This window comes from Ochrobactrum sp. MYb379, assembly GCF_037479515.1.
In the GTDB taxonomy this organism is placed as follows: domain Bacteria; phylum Pseudomonadota; class Alphaproteobacteria; order Rhizobiales; family Rhizobiaceae; genus Brucella.
This window is the reverse complement of record NZ_JBBGYW010000002.1, coordinates 398169-417360: the sequence shown is the minus strand read 5'-3', so window position 1 is coordinate 417360 and position 19192 is coordinate 398169. Positions and strand designations below refer to the sequence as shown.

The following is a 19192-nucleotide window of genomic DNA, read 5'->3' as shown; positions in this document are numbered from 1 at the left end:
CTAGCCAAATGCTTGGCAGCAAAAAGAAAGGCGGGTTTTCACCCGCCTTTTTAAATGCTTCATTCAGATTTGGGAAGCTCTACTATGATTTCATGTTCGCCATCCGGCTTGATGATTACACCGTCTTCCGGCTTGGTGACTTTACGACCATCAAGCTTGATGGCCTTCGTCTTGGCGCCCGTAACAACCTTCACACGATAGAGCGCTTCACCGAAGCGAAGTTCTGCCTCATAGCCATCCCACTCAGGCGGCAAGGCCGGATCGAGATGCAGACGATCACCGCGCTTGGTCACACCCAGAATGCCCTCAGTCGCTACGCGATAGAACCAGCCGGCAGAACCTGTATACCATGTCCAGCCGCCTTGTCCGCGACGTGGCTCGACCGAATAGATGTCAGCTGCAATCACGTAAGGCTCAACGCGGTAGGTATCCGGGTTGCGGCCATGATTGACCGGGCTGATCAGCGAGAACAGTTTCCATGCTTCCGCTGCCTTGCCCATGCGGGCGAGCGCCAGAATGGCCCATGTTGCACCATGGGTGTACTGACCGCCGTTCTCACGAACACCCGGCGGGTAGCCCTTGATGTAACCCGGTTCCTGCACCGTTTTGTCGAATGGCGGCGTGAATAGCCGCAACAATTCACCTTCATCGTCAAGCAGATGCTTTTCGAGCGAAGCCATGGCCTGTTCCGAACGCTTCGGATCGGCAACGCCAGACAACACACTCCAAGACTGTGCAATGGCATCAATCTGGCATTCGTCGCTGTCTTTTGAACCAAGCGGCGAACCATTGTCGTAGAAGCCACGACGATACCATTCGCCATCCCAGCCATCGCGATCAAGCGCTGCGGTCAGGCTTTCAAGATGTGCGGCCCAAGCGTTTGCCCGGGCATCCTTGCGGGATTGCGCAATCGGAATGAACTGACGCAAGGTGTAGGCGAGGAACCAGCCCAGCCAAACGCTTTCGCCCTCGCCTTTCACGCCGACAAGGTTCATGCCGTCGTTCCAGTCGCCGCCGAGCATCAGCGGTAGCCCATGCTTGCCAGTGCGTTTGATTGCGAGATCAAGCGCCAGCGCACAATGCTCATAAAGGCTTACGGTTTGATCGGAAATCTCCGGCTCAAAGAATGCGTCATGTTCACCTTCTTCCAGCATGCGTCCCTTCAGGAACGCCAGCTTTTCATCGAGGATTGCATGATCGCCGGTGGTTTGCACATAAAGCGAGGTGCCATAGCCGAGCCAGACCACATCGTCGGAGATCAGCGTGCGAACACCCGCACCCGTCGCGGGCAACCACCAATGCTGGACATCACCTTCAGGGAACTGACGCGAAGCGGCGTTAAGAATCTGCGCACGGGCCAGTGACGGATCAATCAACAACAGAGAGAGTGTATCCTGCAACTGGTCGCGGAAACCAAAAGCACCGCTGGCCTGATAGAAAGCAGCACGCGCCCAGATACGGCAGGCAATCGCCTGATAAGGCAACCAGCCATTGATCAGCAAATCAAATGCCGGATCAGGTGTTTTGACCTGCACGCGGTTGAAGAGACCTTCCCAATGCTTGCGAGATGCATTGAGCTTCTCGTCAAAGGAAGCCTTGCGGCTTTCTGTGACCAGCGCCTTTGCTTGCTGCTGATCGGCAGCATTGCCAAGCAGAAACACCACTTCGCGGCTTTCGCCGGGGCCGACCTCAACGTCAATTGCGAGGGCGGCACACGGATCGCGTCCCGCTTCAACCGTGTTGGACAGCGCTTTGCCAGCCAGCACGATTTCAGGACGATCAACCGAGCCGGTCGAGCCGATGAACTCGCCCCGGTCAGCCGTTACCGATTGCGGCTTTTCCGTTGCCGCAAAGAACGCCACCTGACCAGACTTGTCCGGATGATATGGATTGCCTCCAAAGAGCGCGCCGAGTTCTTCATCCTGCGATGGCACGATGAACGGCACATTCTTAGAGCGGGCATTGCCCAGCACCCATTCAGCATAGCCATAGACGCGCAGCTTGCGCTTGGAACGACCCTTATTGGTGATCGTGAGGCGTGAAAGCTTAACTGGCTTTTCCGCATCGACAATATGGGTCAACTCCAGTGCCAGTTCGCCATGCTGGGCAGCAAACGTGCTATAGCCATGGCTGTGACGCGCTTCATAGGTCACGGCCTCATCACGAAGCACACTTGCCGTTGGGGCAAAGCTGCGTCCCGTTTCTCGGTCGAGAATATAAATCGCCTCACCCGGACGGTTGGTGACCGGATCGTTCGCCCAAGGGGTGAGCTGATAATCGCGACTGTTGCCAGCCCATGTGAAGGCCGAACCTTCTGCCGAGACATGGAAGCCGAAATTCGGATTAGCGATCACGTTGATCCAAGGATGCGGCGTGGTTGTGCGGTTGTTGACACGCACGACATAGCTGCCGTCGTCAGCAAAGCCACCATAGCCATTCCAGAACTGGAGATCATCGCCGGTTGGTGCCGGGCGCAGAACAGGCTTAGGCTTGGCGACCATGCGGCGCTCTTCAGTGCCGCGTTCGATTGTCGTCGGTGCAAGACCAGCAGCACCCAGACCCTGCTGTGAAGCTGGCGTCTTGCCGTCACCGCGTGCAGCCATATCGACAGTGAGTTCTTCACTGCGGCGAAGCTGTTCGGCCAACGAGCCGTTCTGCGCATGCATCACGATACGAGCGGAAGCAAGCAGCGTGTTGTAGCTCTCTTCGCTCATCTGATCGCGACGAACCGCAAAGATATGCGGCTGACCACCACCGCGGGCGCGGAAGCCCTCAATGATCCAGTCAATCGCCCGCTGTGTATCCTGCGCATAGGAGAAGGCGCGTTCATTGACTGCAACCACATCCACAGTCAGGCCCTTGCTGCGCCAGTATTCCTGGGCGCGCAAAACGCCGCGCAGCACGTCAAGATCGACTTCGTTATCAATGCGAAGCGCAAAGATCGGATAGTCGCCCGAGATCGACATTGGCCAAAGGTTCGACTGCTTGCCAAGGCCCGCTGCAATGGTTTCCGGCGGCTGGCGCATAGTCCGCTCTGGATAGAGCAGATAGGCCGCAACCTTTTGATAGTCGGCTGCTTCCGCTGGCTTGATGCCGATATGGTAGAGCTGTACCTGCGAGCTTGTCCAAGACAATGAATATTCGCGAACGAAAGTTTCCGGATGACGATGGGTTGCAACAGCGTGCTCCACCGCATCGCGGCTACCGCCGGCGAATGTCCAGAAGACGAGGCTCACCTTCTTGTGTGCGGGAACGCGGACACGCGTGCGCACCGATGCAATCGGATCGAGCACACAACCCTGACTTCCGGTAAACTTTGCACCGTCATCAAAGGCCGCTGCATCGCGTAGTGAACGGCCACGCCCGATGAAGGCACGACGGTCTGTTTCGACTTCCGTTTCACGGACTGAACCAGACAGGTCGGTCACAAAGTGTGCGACGTGAATATCCGGATCGGACGGCGCACGTTTGCGACGCTTCGCATAAATGGTCGAGCCATTATCTGCGATTTCCGTTTCAACGAACATCTTGGCGAAGGCCGGATGCGCTGCATCGCTATCGCTGTCCGTCAACACCAGTTCGGAATAGGACGTCACTTCAATCACGCGGTCACGCGCAGAGGTGTTGATGATGTCGAGCCTGCGGCCTTCACCATCCGATTCCGACGAGACAATCACTTCCATGACCGTCTTGATGTCACCGGCGGTTTTGTAGAATTCCGCCTTGTCTTCAGTGAAGACAGTCTTGGTTTCTTCGTCTGGATTGCGCACCGGCTCACCGGTTGCCGACCACCAATAACCACTTTCCATATCACGCAGGAACAGGAAGCTGCCCTGAAGATCTTCCGACGCATCGGCATGGAAACGCGTGATGTCCCAATTGTGCCAGCGGCTGTAGCCAGAACCATTGGCCGTAACCATCAGCGCATATTGACCATTCGACATCATATGCGTGGTGCGTGGTGCCTTGAACGGCACATCGATGATGCGCATTGGTGCATCGTCGAAGCCGCCCGAATCCACGCGCATCGGATTTTCCGTCTTCGCATAGATCATCGGGATTTCGCGTGGTGCCTTTTCCTGCAACAGAAGTTCTGCTGCTTCGATCACCGGATCGGAGTGGAAACGCTCACGCATACGACCTTCGAAAATCACGTTGTTGACCGCGATAATCGCCATGCCATGATGGTGGGCATAGTAGTTTTTCACCACGGCATATTGTTCGCCTTCGCGAACACGCGATGGAGTGAAATCAACTGAATCGTGGAAGCCATAGCGACCAAGCGCACCAAGCTTTGCGAGACGCTTCAAGTTGGCAACTGCTGCCGCTGGCTGATACTGCGCTGCAAGCAAGCTTGCATAAGGCGCAATAACCGCATTACGCGAGAGACCACGCTGGAGACCGAGGTTCGGCACGCCAAAGTTAGAATACTGGTAATTCATATGCGCATCGCGCGCATTGAATGCCGCTTCCGAAATACCCCATGGCAGGCCGCGCGAGGTCGCATAATCAATCTGGCGCTGCACCACAAGTTTATTGGTCTGATCAAGCAGCGAACCGAGCGGCTCGGACATGACCAGCGGCGGCATCAGATATTCGAACATCGAGCCGGACCAGGAGAGCAGAGCGCCCTTCCAGCCAACCGGCACCAGAAGGCGACCAAGCTTGAACCAATGTTCAACTGGCACATCGCCCTTGGCTATTGCGAACAAGCTGGCCAGACGTGCTTCGGACGCCAGAAGATCGTAACAGCTTTCGTCCAGTTCGTTTTCCTGCACGCGGAAACCGATGGAGAGAAGGCGACGCTCTTTGCGCTCCAGGAAGCCAAACTGCATATCAAAGGCCAACTGACGCGCGCGCCCTGCCAGATCTTGCAGACGTTCACGCAGCTCGTCGGTGTTGTGCTCACCAACGGAATCATCGGTGTGTGCCTTACAGGTATCGACCAGAATATTGGCCCATTCCTTGGCTTCAGCACTTGCCGCTGTTTCGATTTCGCTATCCAGTTCTTCCATCAGGCGCACAATGTCGGTCGCGAAAAGCGACAGATTGATCGTGCGGAAGGTTGCCGATTCTGGCTCTTCCTTGATGGTGCGAACGGCGCGGCGGAAATTGGCAATCCGCTCTTCCAGACGACGACGAAGCGGACGCAGAATGCGGCGATCATCCGGGATCTGCGCAATGCTTTCCTCAAGGATGTCGTTGACATCAAGAATGCCATCGAGATCGGCCTGAAGATATACACTTGGCGCTTCCGCCCATTCTTCGAGTGCCGAAGAAAGCGTCACAAGATGGCCAGCCAAATTGCCACTATCAACCGCAGAAACATAGAGCGGACGCATCGGCGTCAGCGTGTTGGTTTCGTACCAATTGTAGAGATGGCCCTGATATTTCTCCATCTTTTCGAGCGTTGTGATGGTCGACGAAAGGCGGTTAAGCGTTTCATCAAAGCCGATCCAGCCAAAATCGCGGGCCGCGACTACGGATAGTACATAGACACCGATATTGGTTGGCGACGTGCGCTGAGCGACAATCGGGGCCGGGTCTCCCTGAAAGTTATCCGGCGGCAGATGGTTGTTTTCCTCATTGGAAAACTCGGCGAAATAGCGCCATGTGCGACGCGCATAACGGCGCAAATCAGCCTTATCGGAGGAGAGAACTTCCAGCGTATCCTGCGGCTTGGCTGAACGACTGACGAGCCAGGCGATCAGTGGCGACGCAAACCAGATCACAGCAAACGGTGCCGCAATCAGGGCAGCATGGCTATCAGCACCAAGCGGGATAAACACCGCAAGGCCAGCAATGATAATGGCAGGCCACATCAGCTGGAAATAATAGAGCAGCGTATCCGGCGATGATTTCGCCTGTGCAGCCGTCTTCCATTCGAGCAGATCGCGATGCGATACAAACAGACGATAAATCGTGCGCACAATTGCATCGGCCATCAGGAACGCCGAATGCGCGATAAAGGTTGTGCGAAGGGCGACATCCGCTGTGCCGAGCGCAATATCAGTCAGAACCGACTGTGCATGGCCTTTCAGTGAATAATCCATATTCGACGGAATGAGATTGGTCAGAATACCAAAAGTCGGCGCCACGAACATGCTGACGATCAGGAATGCCTGCCAGACGGAGGCAACGCCAATCGGCAGAATGGTCCAGCCAACAACCGATGCAATCAACCACATGATTGGGTTTAATGAGCGACGCAGATTATCGACCATCTTCCAGCGGGTGATTGCGCTCACACCACGACTTGTTGAGAACAGCCATGGCAGAAGCTGCCAGTCACCACGCGCCCAGCGATGATGACGCGATACGTCAACATTATAGCCAGTCGGATAATCTTCAACGACTTCGACGTCACTAACGAGCGCCGCACGTGCATAGCCACCTTCGAGAAGATCGTGGCTGAGCAGCGTATTTTCCGGCACACGATTTTTAAGCGCCGTTTCAAAAGCATCAATGTCGTAAAGGCCCTTACCCGTGAAGGAACCTTCGCCCAACAAATCCTGATAGGTGTCGGAAACAGCAAACACATAAGGATCAATGCCGCGATTGACCGAGAACACGCGTTGCAGAAACGATGCTTCGTCGCCTGTTGTCAGCGATGGTGTAACGCGGGGCTGCAAAATGCCGTAACCGCGCACAACGCGGCCTGTTTTGTCATCAAATACCGGACGATTGAGCGGATGGCTGAGCTTACCGACCAGATTGGTGACAGATTCAGGCGTCAGACGCGTATCCGCATCGAGCGTCATCACATATTTTATGTCTTTTGGCAGACGGGCATCCGGAGCAAAATAGCTCGTATCCTGATCGCCACGCAACAGCAGGTTCAGCTCATGCAGCTTACCGCGCTTGCGCTCCCAGCCCATCCAGCAGCCCTGCTTCTCATTGTAAAGCCGGCGACGGTGCATAAGGAAGAAACGCGGCTGTTCATCGCCGGTATAATGCTCATTGAGCTTGGCTATTTCTTCGCGCGCGTATTCGTAGATTTCCATATCCGCAGGCGTGATTTCCTGCTTGGCATCCGTCCAATCGCTCACCAGCGAGAAATAAATCTCGCCGCGCGGATTGGTCAGATAATGGACTTCAAGATTGCGGATCTGCTCATCGATGGAGTCACGCGAGGTGATCAGCGTCGGCACAGCAACCAGCGTGCGCGCCTCAGCAGGCAGACCTTCCTTATATTCAAACCCGATCAAACGTGTTGGCTGCACAAAGCGCGGCACGAGCGCGTTGAATAGCGAGTAAGATGCATCCATCGCCGGGAAGAGTGCCAGTATGGTGAAGAGCGCGCGCCAATCAGCCGAGAGGCCAGCCTTCATCATACAGTAATGCACGATTGCCAGAATAATGACCGTGAAGATCGCAGTCGGAATAAATAGACCAAACAGGCCAAGACTACGATAAAAGCGCAGGACTTGGGTTCCGAATGGCGCTTTATAACCGCAAAGCTGCTCAAGCTCTGTTCGACCATCACCGGAAAGGTAATAGGCAATCGAGCCTTTGCCTTCGGGCTGGTTGTCATCAACCTTGCTGTCGTCAGCAAGTTTGAGCGCCGCCCATGTGATGTCAATTTCGCTCATGTTTGAAAAGCGAGCGAGCTTTTCAATTGTCACACGATACGCATTGCGCGAGCGAAAATCGAGCAGTTCAAAATCGCTGTGATCGCGCAGAATCGCATCGACTTCATTGACGGTTTCAAACCATGTTTCCCAGTCAATATCGTCAATGCGCTTGAGACTGCTGATCGCATTGCCCATGGTCACGCCGCCGGTAGACTGGCGTGCATGCTCCTCGACAATAGCGTCTTCGGCGTTGCTGCCTTCCTGGTCGAGAATACGTTCAAGCCAGCTTGATGCAGCAGATGTATCAGTGGAGGCACTGCGCAGACGATAAAGCAAATGCGTGGCAAAGGTACTGTCGCGCGCAGCCTTTGAGTATTGTGCGAGAACCGCCTCCAGCTCATGCTCATTGGCAGCAATGACGATGCGGTCAGCCGCCGTATTGGCGAGATTGCGCATGTCGCGTGCGCGATCAACGCGAAGCGCTAGACGACGCACATTCTCTATCAGGAAAAAGCGCACGGCCGAAGGCAGCGCCCACAATTCACCAATCTTGAGCGGCTCGACAGTCTGGAAACCCTGCACAAGTGCTGTCAGTGACTTCAGCGAAAAATTGCTGTCCGTATGCGCAACATAAAGCCAAGCCAGCGCGAAAATGCGTGGCATGTCTTTCTGCGCTGCATAAGTTGGCAGTTGGCGAATGAACTTGCGCGGCAAATCCCTGCGGGTCTGCTGGACTGTCTTATCAACCTGATAATGATTGTCGAGCAGCCATTGTGCGGCTGGCGTGATGGTCTCGCCTGCACGCGATGCAGCGTCCGATGAGCGATAAGCATGAAGGATGAGCTTGCCGTTTTCAGACAGGCGCTCATCAAAAACAAAAGACTGATAGCCGGGCAGTGCCAGCTCATCTCCACGCGCAACAGATGCTGCGAGTTCACGCAGCTCATCGTCACTTTTGTAGAGAGCGCGTATTGGAGAAGGTTGTTCGGGCGGAATCTGATCCGAAGTCTTGCGATCGACGATGGACGATTTTGACGGCGAAGAAGTCGATTCCGGCATGTGCCTTAACAGCCTTTCCGAAGGGAATGAGTTGAATGCGGCGGGTGAATACGAGTTAGAATTTCAATTCAGAAAAACGACAGTATTCGTAATCGGTTCCCTGAATGTCGATATCATTTGTCTAAAATGCGACGACGGGTTGTGCTGATATTCAAATCGTTTAAATCGCAACGCACAAATCTTTCCCGGTAGTAATGTTGCGTTATGAAATGTGCGGTTTCCACAACCCTAACATACTGAAAATAAAAATAATACCACCCAGAGTCTAGCTTCATTGTAATACTTACCGAGCAAGCAAACCTTCATGCGACACAAAAAATCCGCACCCCGGTTAGGATGCGGATGATGTTTTGAGAGAGTAAATCCGCTGTGCAGCAGATTTATGAAGCTTTATCGAGCGCAGTCGATGCATTTTCGGCATCTTCGCGACCAAAAACCTTCCAATAACGCGGACGAAAAGCGATGCGGCTTTTTTCCGACGCAGGATGTTCGGCAGGGATTTCTATTTCGACGCGCTCCCGCGAACCACCGATTTCAAGTTCGACACGGCGCTTGCCGCCTGATCTGCGGCTCGCAACAACCGTGCCCGCGATACAGCCACCGCAACCATCAAGCAGTTCAACCTCATGCGGGCGGAAGAACAACTTTGCTTCACCGTCAGCCGTGTTCTCGACAGTGAGGCCGATATTGCGATCTGCAAGCCAGACTTCGCCATTCTCTATGCGCACAGGCAGCGTGCTCGATTCCCCAATGAAGCCATAGACAAACGGTGAATTGGGATTGTCATAAACTTCATCCGGCGTACCGATCTGCTCGATACGCCCCTGGCTCATCACCACCACGCGGTCAGCGAGCTCCAGTGCTTCGTCCTGATCATGCGTTACGAAAACGGTGGTATGGCCGGTTTTGTCGTGAATTTCGCGCAACCAGCGGCGCAATTCCTTTCGCACCTGCGCATCAAGCGCGCCAAAAGGCTCATCCAGCAGCAAAACTTTTGGCTCAATCGCCATGGCGCGGGCAAGAGCGACGCGCTGACGCTGACCACCGGAGAGCTGGGATGGATAGCGGCTTTCAAGTCCCTTCAACTGTACCAGATCGAGCAATTCGAGCGCACGGCGGCGGATTTCTGCACTTTCAGGGCGTGTGCGACTTGGACGAACCTTGAGGCCAAAGCCGATATTATCAGCGACTGTCATATGGCGAAACAGCGCATAATGCTGAAACACGAAACCGACATTACGCTCCTGCACGCTTTTGTGCGAAGCATCTTCATCACCAAAATAAATGGCACCATCTGTTGGCTTTTCCAGGCCAGCAATCAGGCGCAGCAAGGTTGTCTTGCCGGATCCTGACGGTCCAAGCAAAGCAATCAACTCGGATGAGCGAATATCAAGCGACACATTATGCAATGCCGGAAAGCGAGCAAACTCTTTACGCACACCGGCGACACGAACTTCCATTCCAGATCCTTTCCCCTACCGCCACTGGTCCACAAAACCGGGCGGCTTATTCTCTTATATCTAATCTAAGTGTTAATGCCCGTTACTGCCAGCCAGTTCATCGCCATAGCGCAATTCCAGAAACGCTTTGACCGCCAGTGTCACGAGAGCCAACAGCGCCAGCAGCGATGCCACAGCAAAAGCCGCAACGAAATTATACTCATTATAGAGGATTTCGACATGCAACGGCATGGTGTTGGTCAGGCCGCGAATATGCCCGGACACCACGGAAACCGCACCAAATTCGCCCATCGCACGCGCATTACAAAGCAGCACACCGTAGAGAAGGCCCCATTTGATATTGGGCAGCGTAACATAGCGAAATGTTTGCCAGCCATTTGCACCCAGCGAAATGGCCGCTTCTTCGTCACCGCTTCCCTGCTCCTGCATCAACGGAATCAGTTCACGCGCCACAAAGGGAAATGTCACAAACAAAGTCGCCAGCACAATGCCGGGCACTGCGAACAGAATTTGAATGTTATGGCTTTCAAGCCAAGGGCCGATCAGGCCATGGCTTGCAAAAAGCAGCACGAACACCAGACCGGAAATAACCGGAGAGATCGAAAACGGCAGATCAATCAGCGTGGTTAGAAGCGCCTTGCCCTTGAACTCGAACTTGGCAATTGCCCATGCAGCAGCGACACCAAAAACCAGATTGACCGGAACCGAAATCACCGCCACCAGAAGCGTGAGCTTGATGGCTGCAACGGCATCCGGTTCAACCAATGCTGCCAGATATTCGCCAGTGCCTTTGCGAAAAGCTTCCACAAAAACGGCAACAACCGGGAGGATCAGAAACAGCGCGAGAAATACCAGTGCTATGCCGATCAGGATGATCCGCGTCGGCAGGCTTTCAGTCACAGCGCTGCGCGTGGAAGAACTAGACGCCATAGCCGTACTTCTTTCTCGTCCACGACTGGATCAGATTGATGAACAGCAACATGGCAAATGACAGCGCCAGCATGACAGTGGCAAGCGCAGTTGCACCGGCATAATCATATTCTTCCAACCGGATCACGATCAGAAGCGGCGCAATTTCTGAGACATAAGGCGTATTGCCAGCAATGAAGATGACTGAGCCATATTCCCCAACGCCGCGCGCAAAAGCCAGCGCAAAACCTGTGAGAATGGCGGGCTGAAGGCTTGGTAAAAGCACACGCCAAATGGTCTGAAAACGCGATGCACCAAGAGTTGCAGCAGCTTCTTCAACTTCGCGGCTGATCTCTTCCATGATCGGTTGCACCGTGCGCACCACAAATGGCAGACCGATAAAGATCAGCGCCACGATGATGCCAGCACGCGAAAAAGCAATTCTGATATCAAAAGGGGTCAGCAGGCTGCCAATCCAGCCATTGGGCGCATAGATAGACGCCAGCGCGATACCGGCGACAGCTGTCGGAAGTGCAAAGGGAATATCGACAATTGCATCGATAAACCGGCGTCCCGGAAAACGATAGCGCACCAGAACCCACGCAAGAATAACACCGAAGACCACATTCACCAGTGCTGCGATGAAAGCCGTACCGAAGCTCGTTTCAAGCGCCGCCACTGTGCGCGCATCTGTGACGATCTTCCAGAATCCCGCAAAGCCAACATCAGTGGAACGCAGCACAAGTGCCGCCAGCGGAATAAGAATAAGCAGAGTCAAATAGGCGACACTAAAACCGAGTGTCAGTCCAAAGCCTGGAATGACGCTCGGTTTTCTGAAATGCCACCCTGCTCTGACCGGTGCAGGGTGAGAAGACATTGTTATGTTCCCTTTTATTGGTCGTACTGACTCGTAAGCAAGAGCAGCTTATTTTGCTGGCTTGTAGATCTGATCAAATGTTCCACCATCACCGAAGTGATAAGGCTGAGCCTTGGCCCATCCGCCGAAGATTGGATCATCAATCGTCACAAGCTGCAACTGCGGGAAATCGCGCTTCTGGTCAGCTGGCACCACATCGGGCTTCGATGGGCGATAGAAATGCTTGGATGCCAGACCCTGACCTTCTGGCGAATAAAGATATTCAAGGTAAGCTTCCGCCACTTTCCGGGTTCCATTGTCATCGGCATTCTTGTCGACGAGGGCTACTGGCGGCTCAGCGAGGATCGACTGAGGTGGCACAACAATGTCAAAAGCATCGTCGCCAAACTCAGCGATGGAAAGATAGGCTTCGTTTTCCCACGCCAGCAACACGTCACCCAACTGACGCTGCACAAAGGTTGTGGTGGAACCACGCGCACCCGTATCAAGCACCGGCACATGACGGAACAGTTCGCCGATATATTCCTTTATCTTGGCATCATCGCCACCATATTCTTTGTGCGCCCATGCCCATGCAGCCAGATAGTTCCAGCGGGCACCGCCGGATGTCTTCGGATTTGGCGTGATGACTTCAACGCCATCCTTGACCAGATCACCCCAATCTTTGAGGCCTTTTGGATTGCCCTTGCGCACAAGGAAAACAATCGTCGAGGTGTAAGGCGATGAATTGTCTGGAAGGCGCTTGCGCCAATCCTTATCGATCTTGCCGGAATGCTCGACGATAGCATCAATGTCGCTTTCCAGTGCCAGCGTTACGACGTCAGCCTTTACACCATCAATAACCGAACGCGCCTGCTTGCCTGATCCGCCATGCGATGCGCGAATAGTGACCGTCTCGCCGGTTTCATCTTTCCAGTGCTTGGCAAACGCTGCGTTATAATCCTTGTAAAGCTCTCGTGTCGGATCATAGGACACGTTGAGCAATGTCTGATCAGCGTGACTTGCCTGAATCCCACCGGCAAGTGCTGCGGCCGCAACAAAAGTTGCAAGCGCGAACGAAAATTTCGATATTTTCTTCGACATGTTCAGGTCCACCTCTCCGCGTTTCATTCCTCAAAGAGTATCAGAGGACAGTGATCACAGGATGCCACAAGGTTTCTGTTATTTAAACGCTGTACGAAAATTATAAGCGATCAGAGCTAATTTTAAGGAATAAATTTTCTAACACCCTCTTTTAAAACTGAGAGAGAGGTAAGAATTATCAATGTGAGGATGAGAAGAAACCAGTTCTTTAACTGGCTGAACCTTGAAAAGGTGGGACCCGGATTGGGATTGCGGGGGCAAATTTAGTCCGGGTCCCGGCCGATCTAACGACCAGCACACACACAACGGATTATCATGATTTCGGTTCCATTAGAATATTGAAAATTCTTAAGATTTTTTATGACCAAAAAATTGCCCCTTAATCATAAGAGCATTTGATGCTTTGAAGTGAATAGCTGCCACATTACAATGTGATGAGTTCCAAAACATGCCAATAGAGAGGCCGCCATGCGAAGCAAAACTCAGACTATGGTCATCGCACTCACTGCGGCTTTTCTGGTGACTGGGCCAGCATTAGCCCAATCGATCAGCCGTGATTCAGTCATTCGCACAGATTATATATGCGAACGGGGTGTTGTCGTTCCTGTCACCTATATCCATGCGGGAGAAGAGCCAGCTTTTGCAGTGCTTGATGCCGAAGGAAAAATGGTCGCGCTGCAATGGCACGACGCATTAAAAAAATACGTCGCTATGGATGAGCAGGATAGCTATCGCTGGAATGAGAAAGACGGCAAGGCTGTTTTAACCCATCTTGAAGCTGATGATTCAGCGAAGGAAATTACGATACTTGCAGCCTGCCGCGCGGACGGTAATGAAGAGTAAAATCTAATCAGGGGACGAGGTAATGCTTGTCCCACTGATCCTGCGGAACTTCATCGCCGATTTCATAATCAAATGAGGTGACGCTGATGTGGTCATCAGCAGTCTTGCAGACAAATGCGAGCTTATACCAATGCTCACCGCTGCGAAACGCAGCGCCATCAGCCTTTATACTGTTTTTTCCAGCGCGCGGGTCGGAAAACGCATAGGCCAAAACCTTGTCGACGGAGAACTTGCGGACATCGCGGCTAATCTGTTCCATTGCCTCGACATCACAGCGCTGCTCAAGGCGCGTTGCAGGATCAAGCTTCTCAAGTTGCGCCTTTTCAAGCGCAGTCATGGCCGAGGCTGGTGAATTGAAAGCAACGAGAACAGTCCCAAATGTGACCGCTAAAGCGCGGACAACAAACGATAAGGAAAACAGACGATATAAAAACTTCATTGGATTTTGGAAAACTCGCTGAGAAAGATTTTAAATTAGTGCTTTAATAACACACTCTTTATGCCAGCTTGTCGACCTTCACGGCAATGTTATTGATTGTGATCCCCACAAGAATTGGCTGCACCCAACAAGCTGGTCTGGCTATCAAAATCAGCTACCAAAGAACGTCCGGTTCCGCCCGGCTTTTTTAGCAGCATACAAAATCTTATCAGCTGCTTCGACAGTTTTCCAGAAATCCCCGTGGCTTTCGAGCTTAGCCGCGCCAAAGCTACAAGTAACCTGCTGACCTTCCGACAAACGTGCAAACTGTCGATCATTCACAGTTTCCCGAATTGTCTCGACCAGAACCAGCGCCTCGTCGGAGGGCATATCGTCGAGATAAAGAATAAACTCCTCCCCTCCGATACGGGCTGTCAAATTGCGATCACCGGAATACGACTGAAGAATATCAGAAAACTCCCTCAAAACAGCATCGCCCGCCGCATGGCCATGGAGGTCATTGATGGTTTTGAAGTGATCAATGTCACAAGCGACAATCCACCCGGAGAGATTGCTGCGCTCTGTTTCAACAATGCGCGTTTCCAGCCCGCGTCGGTTCAACAGCCCTGTCAGAGGATCTCTATCGCGCTCGTGTTCCAACTCACTTAACCGATCGGCACCGGCAGCGGCAAATAACACAAGCCCAGCAATAACGCCTGCCACCGCAGTCGAAAACACCGTCCATTGCCAAAACGGTGTAAAAGAAAAATCGATGCCGGTATCGTCGCCGACAATAGTTTGTGCGGTTAACAATGTTCGTGGGAAGAATTGTATCGATACGAGTAACAACATACCGAGAATGAGTTTGTCAGCGACAGAGCCATAAACCAACCCGCGCAAATACCAGACAAACGCCAAAATCATGAATGCGAGGCCAAAATTTACAACGTAAATACGGCCAATCGCATTGGGTTGGGGGTAAAGAAACCAAAGAACGCCACCCATGATCAACACGATGCTGACAATAGAGAACCCAACAGACAGGCTAAGACCTGATCTTCTAAGTATGCCCTGTCCACCCGCCAAAGCACCCAACACATAAATGCCAGTGGTTAGCAGCGTATTATTTTCATCATCCGCCGGTATATCGACAAGTTGGCTAAGCATGGCAAAGCCAATGCAGATAAAACAAACAGCACACCACAAAAGATGGCGACGCAGTTTATCTATGACCCCGACGATAACAAAGGCCAATGAAAACAGGATAAAAACGGCAGGCAGTACATAAAGCATAGATTGATTATCTTATTTCTAATTTTAAGCTGTGTTATCGCCTTCCTTAATTGAAAATACAATTCAGTAAATTAAACCGAAGGCAGAAACACGCGCAGTGATCAAACGCTCTTGATTTAGCGCCTCTGACCGTGCTTGAAACAGCCAAGACAATCGGCAATTCAGTCATAAAGCTTTAAAGCTAATTATGGCGAAAGGAACAAATATGAAGCCCGTTTTTCTGCAACTGCAATGTGCGCCCGGCAAGACCTATGAGGTTGCCGACACACTTTATCAGCGCGAGATCGTTTCAGAGCTTTATTCAACGAGCGGTGAATATGATCTGCTTGCAAAAATCTATGTGAAAGAAGGCGACGACATTGGCAAGTTTATCAACGAGAACGTGCTGAATATTCCGAATATTGTCCGGTCTCTGACCACGTTGACATTCACGGCATTCTAAAAGAGCAATTGACTATCCGATATACAATGATTGCAGCCGTTCTTGAGACGCAACCGAAATAAAGATTTGATTTACCATTATTCTATTATCCTGTTGGCCATGGAACCTCTTCGCGTCCTCGCGCATTGACTCGGCGGCACACCCAAAAAGGGTTTACCAAAGAGTATAACAATAGCGATAATGGAAAGACGATGGATAATCTTGAACATAGACGAATACTTGTTGTGGAGGACGAAGTTTTCGTTGCTCTCGACGTAGCGGCTACTGTGGAAGATGCCCATGGGACTGTTATAGGGCCTGTCGCAACAGTTAAGAAAGCCATTGAACTTATCGAGAAACAAGATGTTGATGCAGCAATTCTCGACGTCAATTTAGCGGATGGCGACCTTGAACCCATTCTCGAGCGATTGAGGAGCCGCAATATTTTCGTCGTAGTGCATACAGGCGGAGGAATGCCTGCACATGTTGCGGCGCGCTATCCAGAGGTTCCGGTATTTCGCAAGCCAGTGCCGCCCTATGTACTTACGCGGACGCTTGCTCACGCGTTTTCCTCTGAAATGGCAGAGCAGCGCTGATGCGGCATGGTTTTCCGGACTTTGCTACCATCTTGAAGGAAGCTGAAACCGAAAGCGAGCGCGCTGAATATGCACGTCCTTCGCATGTTCACCTCGCTTCGGCAGTCTTCACCGCAGGCTTGAATTCGGCTTCAGCTGACACAGAACAAGCCAGAAGAATATTGCCTCAGTTCGACCTAGAAGAATTTGAAAGCGAAGCAGATACGTTCAATCGCGAAATGCGCGAACTTGCAAAGCGTATGGAAAGCCAGTCACCTTCATCTATTCGCGTTGAGCTCGGTTTACACGCTGGCATGAAACGAAGTGAGCTTCAGCGTCTTCGACGTAGTTTTGCAGCCGAGAACCACCCCGACCGCTTGCCACAAGAGTTTCGTCTGGCTGCAGAACAGCGCATGAAAACAGCCAACGCTCTGCTCGACAGCGCCATGACCTCTGCGCCAAACGAGCCTTAAGAAATTTCATTACGTTTAATTGGCAAAATCTTTTGCATTATATCAATAATGTGTTAGATTATCCGTGTCGGTGCCTGCAATTGCTATTGCACGCCTGAACCTTCCGTGGAATGCAAAGTGCCTTAAAAATAGTGCGCCAGTGCAGTCTCTGGGGCAATTTGCGCTTTGCTCTGCGGAAATGATTCTGGCATACCGGCATCAGCGCATCGGCCTGAAATCGATTTCGATTTCAGAAAAGCACGATGCGCCGATTCAAAGAGTTAGAGCGTCCTTAGTGCGTCCAAAAGGACGCACGGCGCTCTAAAGTTAGAACAGTTCCTAAAAGGTTTGAAAATGCCTCCTTATCGTTCGCGTACTACCACTCACGGCCGCAACATGGCTGGCGCGCGCGGCCTATGGCGCGCCACCGGCATGAAAGATGAGGATTTTGGCAAGCCGATTATTGCTGTGGTGAACTCGTTCACGCAGTTCGTTCCCGGCCATGTACATCTCAAAGACCTCGGCCAGCTCGTCGCGCGTGAAATCGAAAAAGCAGGCGGCGTTGCCAAGGAATTTAACACCATTGCAGTCGATGACGGCATCGCCATGGGCCATGACGGCATGCTTTATTCGCTGCCTTCGCGCGAATTAATCGCCGACTCCGTCGAATATATGGTCAATGCCCATTGCGCCGATGCGATGGTCTGCATTTCCAATTGCGACAAGATCACCCCCGGCATGTTGATGGCATCGCTGCGTCTTAATATTCCAGTCGTGTTTGTCTCCGGCGGCCCGATGGAAGCCGGCAAGGTTATCTGGGACGATCAGGTGAAGAAGCTCGATCTCGTCGATGCTATGGTTGCAGCAGCTGATGACAGCTACACCGACGATCAGGTCAAGGCGATTGAACGCTCCGCCTGCCCGACCTGTGGCTCGTGCTCTGGCATGTTCACAGCCAACTCGATGAACTGCCTGACCGAAGCGCTTGGTCTGTCGTTGCCGGGCAACGGCTCGACGCTCGCGACCCACGCTGACCGTAAGCGCCTTTTTGTCGAAGCTGGCCATCTGATTGTTGATCTTGCCCGCCGTTATTATGAGCAGGACGACGCAAGCGTTTTGCCACGCTCGATTGCGAGCTTTGAAGCGTTTGAAAATGCGATGACGCTCGACATTTCAATGGGCGGCTCGACCAACACGGTTCTACACCTCCTTGCCGCCGCACAGGAAGCTGAAATCGACTTCACCATGGCGGATATTGATCGTCTGTCGCGCGGTGTTCCTGTGCTTTGTAAAGTGGCACCTGCCAACAACACGGTTCACATGGAAGATGTGCATCGCGCAGGTGGCATCATGGGCATTCTCGGCCAGCTCGATAAAGCGGGCCTCATCAACACCGATCTGCCGACCGTGCACAGCGAAACCATGGGCAAGGCGCTCGATACTTGGGACGTGACCCGTACCAAGAGCGAAATGGTACATAAGTTCTTCTCAGCTGCTCCCGGTGGTGTACCGACACAGGTTGCTTTTTCTCAGGAACGCCGCTTTGACAGCGTCGATTCTGACCGCGAAAAGGGCGTTATCCGCTCGAAAGAACACGCTTTCAGTCAAGATGGCGGTCTGGCCGTGCTTTACGGCAATTTGGCCGAAGATGGTTGCATCGTGAAAACGGCAGGCGTGGATGATTCCATCCTTAAATTCTCCGGCCCGGCCCGTATCTTTGAAAGCCAGGACTCGTCGGTTCTTGCTATTCTCAACGGCAAGATCAAAGCTGGCGACATCGTGCTGATCCGCTATGAAGGTCCGCGTGGCGGTCCGGGCATGCAGGAAATGCTCTATCCGACCAGCTATTTGAAATCGAAGGGCTTGGGTAAGGCCTGCGCGCTAATCACGGACGGACGTTTTTCGGGCGGCTCATCGGGTCTTTCGATTGGTCACGTTTCGCCGGAAGCAGCCGAAGGCGGCACAATTGGTCTGGTGCGCGAAGGCGATATTATCGACATCGATATTCCAAACCGCACGATCCATCTCGCTGTTGACGATGCAACGCTGGCACAACGCCGCGCAGAGCAGAATGAAACAGGCTGGAAGCCACTGGAACAGCGTAAGCGCAAGGTTTCAACCGCGCTTAAAGCCTACGCCTCCATGGCAACCAGTGCCGCCAAGGGCGCGGTGCGAAAGCTGCCTGATTGATAGTATGAAAAAAGCAAAAGCCCCGCACATGCGGGGCT

12 protein-coding genes are annotated in these 19192 nt (G+C 52.7%); 5 read left to right on the top strand and 7 right to left on the bottom strand.

Annotated elements, in window-relative coordinates; all coding sequences use genetic code 11:
* Positions 1 to 59: 59 nt before the first annotated feature.
* The 5 genes from WH356_RS06080 to WH356_RS06060 all read right to left on the bottom strand — a co-directional run bounded on the left by WH356_RS06080 (position 60) and on the right by WH356_RS06060 (position 12962).
* On the bottom strand, positions 60 to 8633 hold the full coding sequence (locus WH356_RS06080; RefSeq protein ID WP_339509292.1) for a GH36-type glycosyl hydrolase domain-containing protein: 8574 nt from the start codon (positions 8631 to 8633) through the stop codon (positions 60 to 62).
* A gap of 380 nt (positions 8634 to 9013) precedes the next feature.
* The gene (locus WH356_RS06075; RefSeq protein ID WP_339509291.1) at positions 9014 to 10093 is read right to left on the bottom strand and encodes a sulfate/molybdate ABC transporter ATP-binding protein; all 1080 of its coding nucleotides are present in this window, start codon (positions 10091 to 10093) and stop codon (positions 9014 to 9016) included.
* Positions 10094 to 10165: 72 nt separating this feature from the next.
* Entirely contained in the window at positions 10166 to 11023 is an 858-nt protein-coding gene (gene cysW / locus WH356_RS06070; protein ID WP_339509290.1) for a sulfate ABC transporter permease subunit CysW, read from the bottom strand.
* Positions 11013 to 11879 (bottom strand): sulfate ABC transporter permease subunit CysT, encoded by an 867-nt coding sequence (cysT, locus tag WH356_RS06065; RefSeq protein WP_339509289.1) that lies wholly within the window; start codon positions 11877 to 11879, stop codon positions 11013 to 11015. The genes cysW and cysT overlap by 11 nt, the downstream gene beginning before the upstream one ends.
* 48 nt (positions 11880 to 11927) lie before the next feature.
* Positions 11928 to 12962, bottom strand: a complete 1035-nt coding sequence (locus WH356_RS06060; RefSeq protein WP_339509288.1) for a sulfate ABC transporter substrate-binding protein — start codon at positions 12960 to 12962, stop codon at positions 11928 to 11930.
* Between the two features lie 468 nt (positions 12963 to 13430).
* Between WH356_RS06060 and WH356_RS06055 the strand changes: the two genes are divergently transcribed.
* Positions 13431 to 13805 carry a lysozyme inhibitor gene (locus WH356_RS06055; protein WP_339509287.1) on the top strand — a complete coding sequence of 125 codons (375 nt, stop codon included), beginning with the start codon at positions 13431 to 13433 and terminating at the stop codon, positions 13803 to 13805.
* A gap of 7 nt (positions 13806 to 13812) precedes the next feature.
* Here WH356_RS06055 and WH356_RS06050 read toward each other — a convergent pair whose 3' ends face one another.
* A complete protein-coding gene (locus WH356_RS06050; protein WP_421565348.1) occupies positions 13813 to 14244 on the bottom strand; it encodes a DUF930 domain-containing protein in 432 nt (143 codons plus the stop codon).
* A 150-nt stretch (positions 14245 to 14394) separates the two neighbouring features.
* The gene (locus WH356_RS06045; protein ID WP_339509286.1) at positions 14395 to 15516 is read right to left on the bottom strand and encodes a GGDEF domain-containing protein; all 1122 of its coding nucleotides are present in this window, start codon (positions 15514 to 15516) and stop codon (positions 14395 to 14397) included.
* Between the two features lie 205 nt (positions 15517 to 15721).
* Between WH356_RS06045 and WH356_RS06040 the strand changes: the two genes are divergently transcribed.
* From WH356_RS06040 to ilvD, 4 genes are all read left to right on the top strand, one after another.
* Positions 15722 to 15958, top strand: coding sequence for an Lrp/AsnC ligand binding domain-containing protein (locus WH356_RS06040; RefSeq protein WP_140904866.1), 237 nt, complete (start codon positions 15722 to 15724; stop codon positions 15956 to 15958).
* A gap of 191 nt (positions 15959 to 16149) precedes the next feature.
* Positions 16150 to 16533, top strand: coding sequence for a response regulator (locus WH356_RS06035; protein WP_339509285.1), 384 nt, complete (start codon positions 16150 to 16152; stop codon positions 16531 to 16533).
* Complete coding sequence (locus tag WH356_RS06030; RefSeq protein ID WP_339509284.1) at positions 16533 to 16985, top strand: hypothetical protein; 453 nt, start codon at positions 16533 to 16535, stop codon at positions 16983 to 16985. Before WH356_RS06035 ends, WH356_RS06030 begins: the two co-directional genes overlap by 1 nt.
* Before the next feature lie 333 nt (positions 16986 to 17318).
* A complete protein-coding gene (gene ilvD, locus WH356_RS06025) occupies positions 17319 to 19154 on the top strand; it encodes a dihydroxy-acid dehydratase (RefSeq protein WP_339509283.1) in 1836 nt (611 codons plus the stop codon).
* The last annotated feature ends 38 nt before the right edge of the window (positions 19155 to 19192 follow it).

Bases quoted from the DNA above. Each gene is read 5' to 3' on its own strand.
- WH356_RS06080 (WP_339509292.1), bottom strand. From the start codon at position 8,633: ATGCCGGAATCGACTTCTTCGCCGTCAAAATCGTCCATCGTCGATCGC.
- WH356_RS06075 (WP_339509291.1), bottom strand. From the start codon at position 10,093: ATGGAAGTTCGTGTCGCCGGTGTGCGTAAAGAGTTTGCTCGCTTTCCG.
- cysW (WP_339509290.1), bottom strand. From the start codon at position 11,023: ATGGCGTCTAGTTCTTCCACGCGCAGCGCTGTGACTGAAAGCCTGCCG.
- cysT (WP_339509289.1), bottom strand. From the start codon at position 11,879: ATGTCTTCTCACCCTGCACCGGTCAGAGCAGGGTGGCATTTCAGAAAA.
- WH356_RS06060 (WP_339509288.1), bottom strand. From the start codon at position 12,962: ATGTCGAAGAAAATATCGAAATTTTCGTTCGCGCTTGCAACTTTTGTT.
- WH356_RS06055 (WP_339509287.1), top strand. From the start codon at position 13,431: ATGCGAAGCAAAACTCAGACTATGGTCATCGCACTCACTGCGGCTTTT.
- WH356_RS06050 (WP_421565348.1), bottom strand. From the start codon at position 14,244: ATGAAGTTTTTATATCGTCTGTTTTCCTTATCGTTTGTTGTCCGCGCT.
- WH356_RS06045 (WP_339509286.1), bottom strand. From the start codon at position 15,516: ATGCTTTATGTACTGCCTGCCGTTTTTATCCTGTTTTCATTGGCCTTT.
- WH356_RS06040 (WP_140904866.1), top strand. From the start codon at position 15,722: ATGAAGCCCGTTTTTCTGCAACTGCAATGTGCGCCCGGCAAGACCTAT.
- WH356_RS06035 (WP_339509285.1), top strand. From the start codon at position 16,150: ATGGATAATCTTGAACATAGACGAATACTTGTTGTGGAGGACGAAGTT.
- WH356_RS06030 (WP_339509284.1), top strand. From the start codon at position 16,533: ATGCGGCATGGTTTTCCGGACTTTGCTACCATCTTGAAGGAAGCTGAA.
- ilvD (WP_339509283.1), top strand. From the start codon at position 17,319: ATGCCTCCTTATCGTTCGCGTACTACCACTCACGGCCGCAACATGGCT.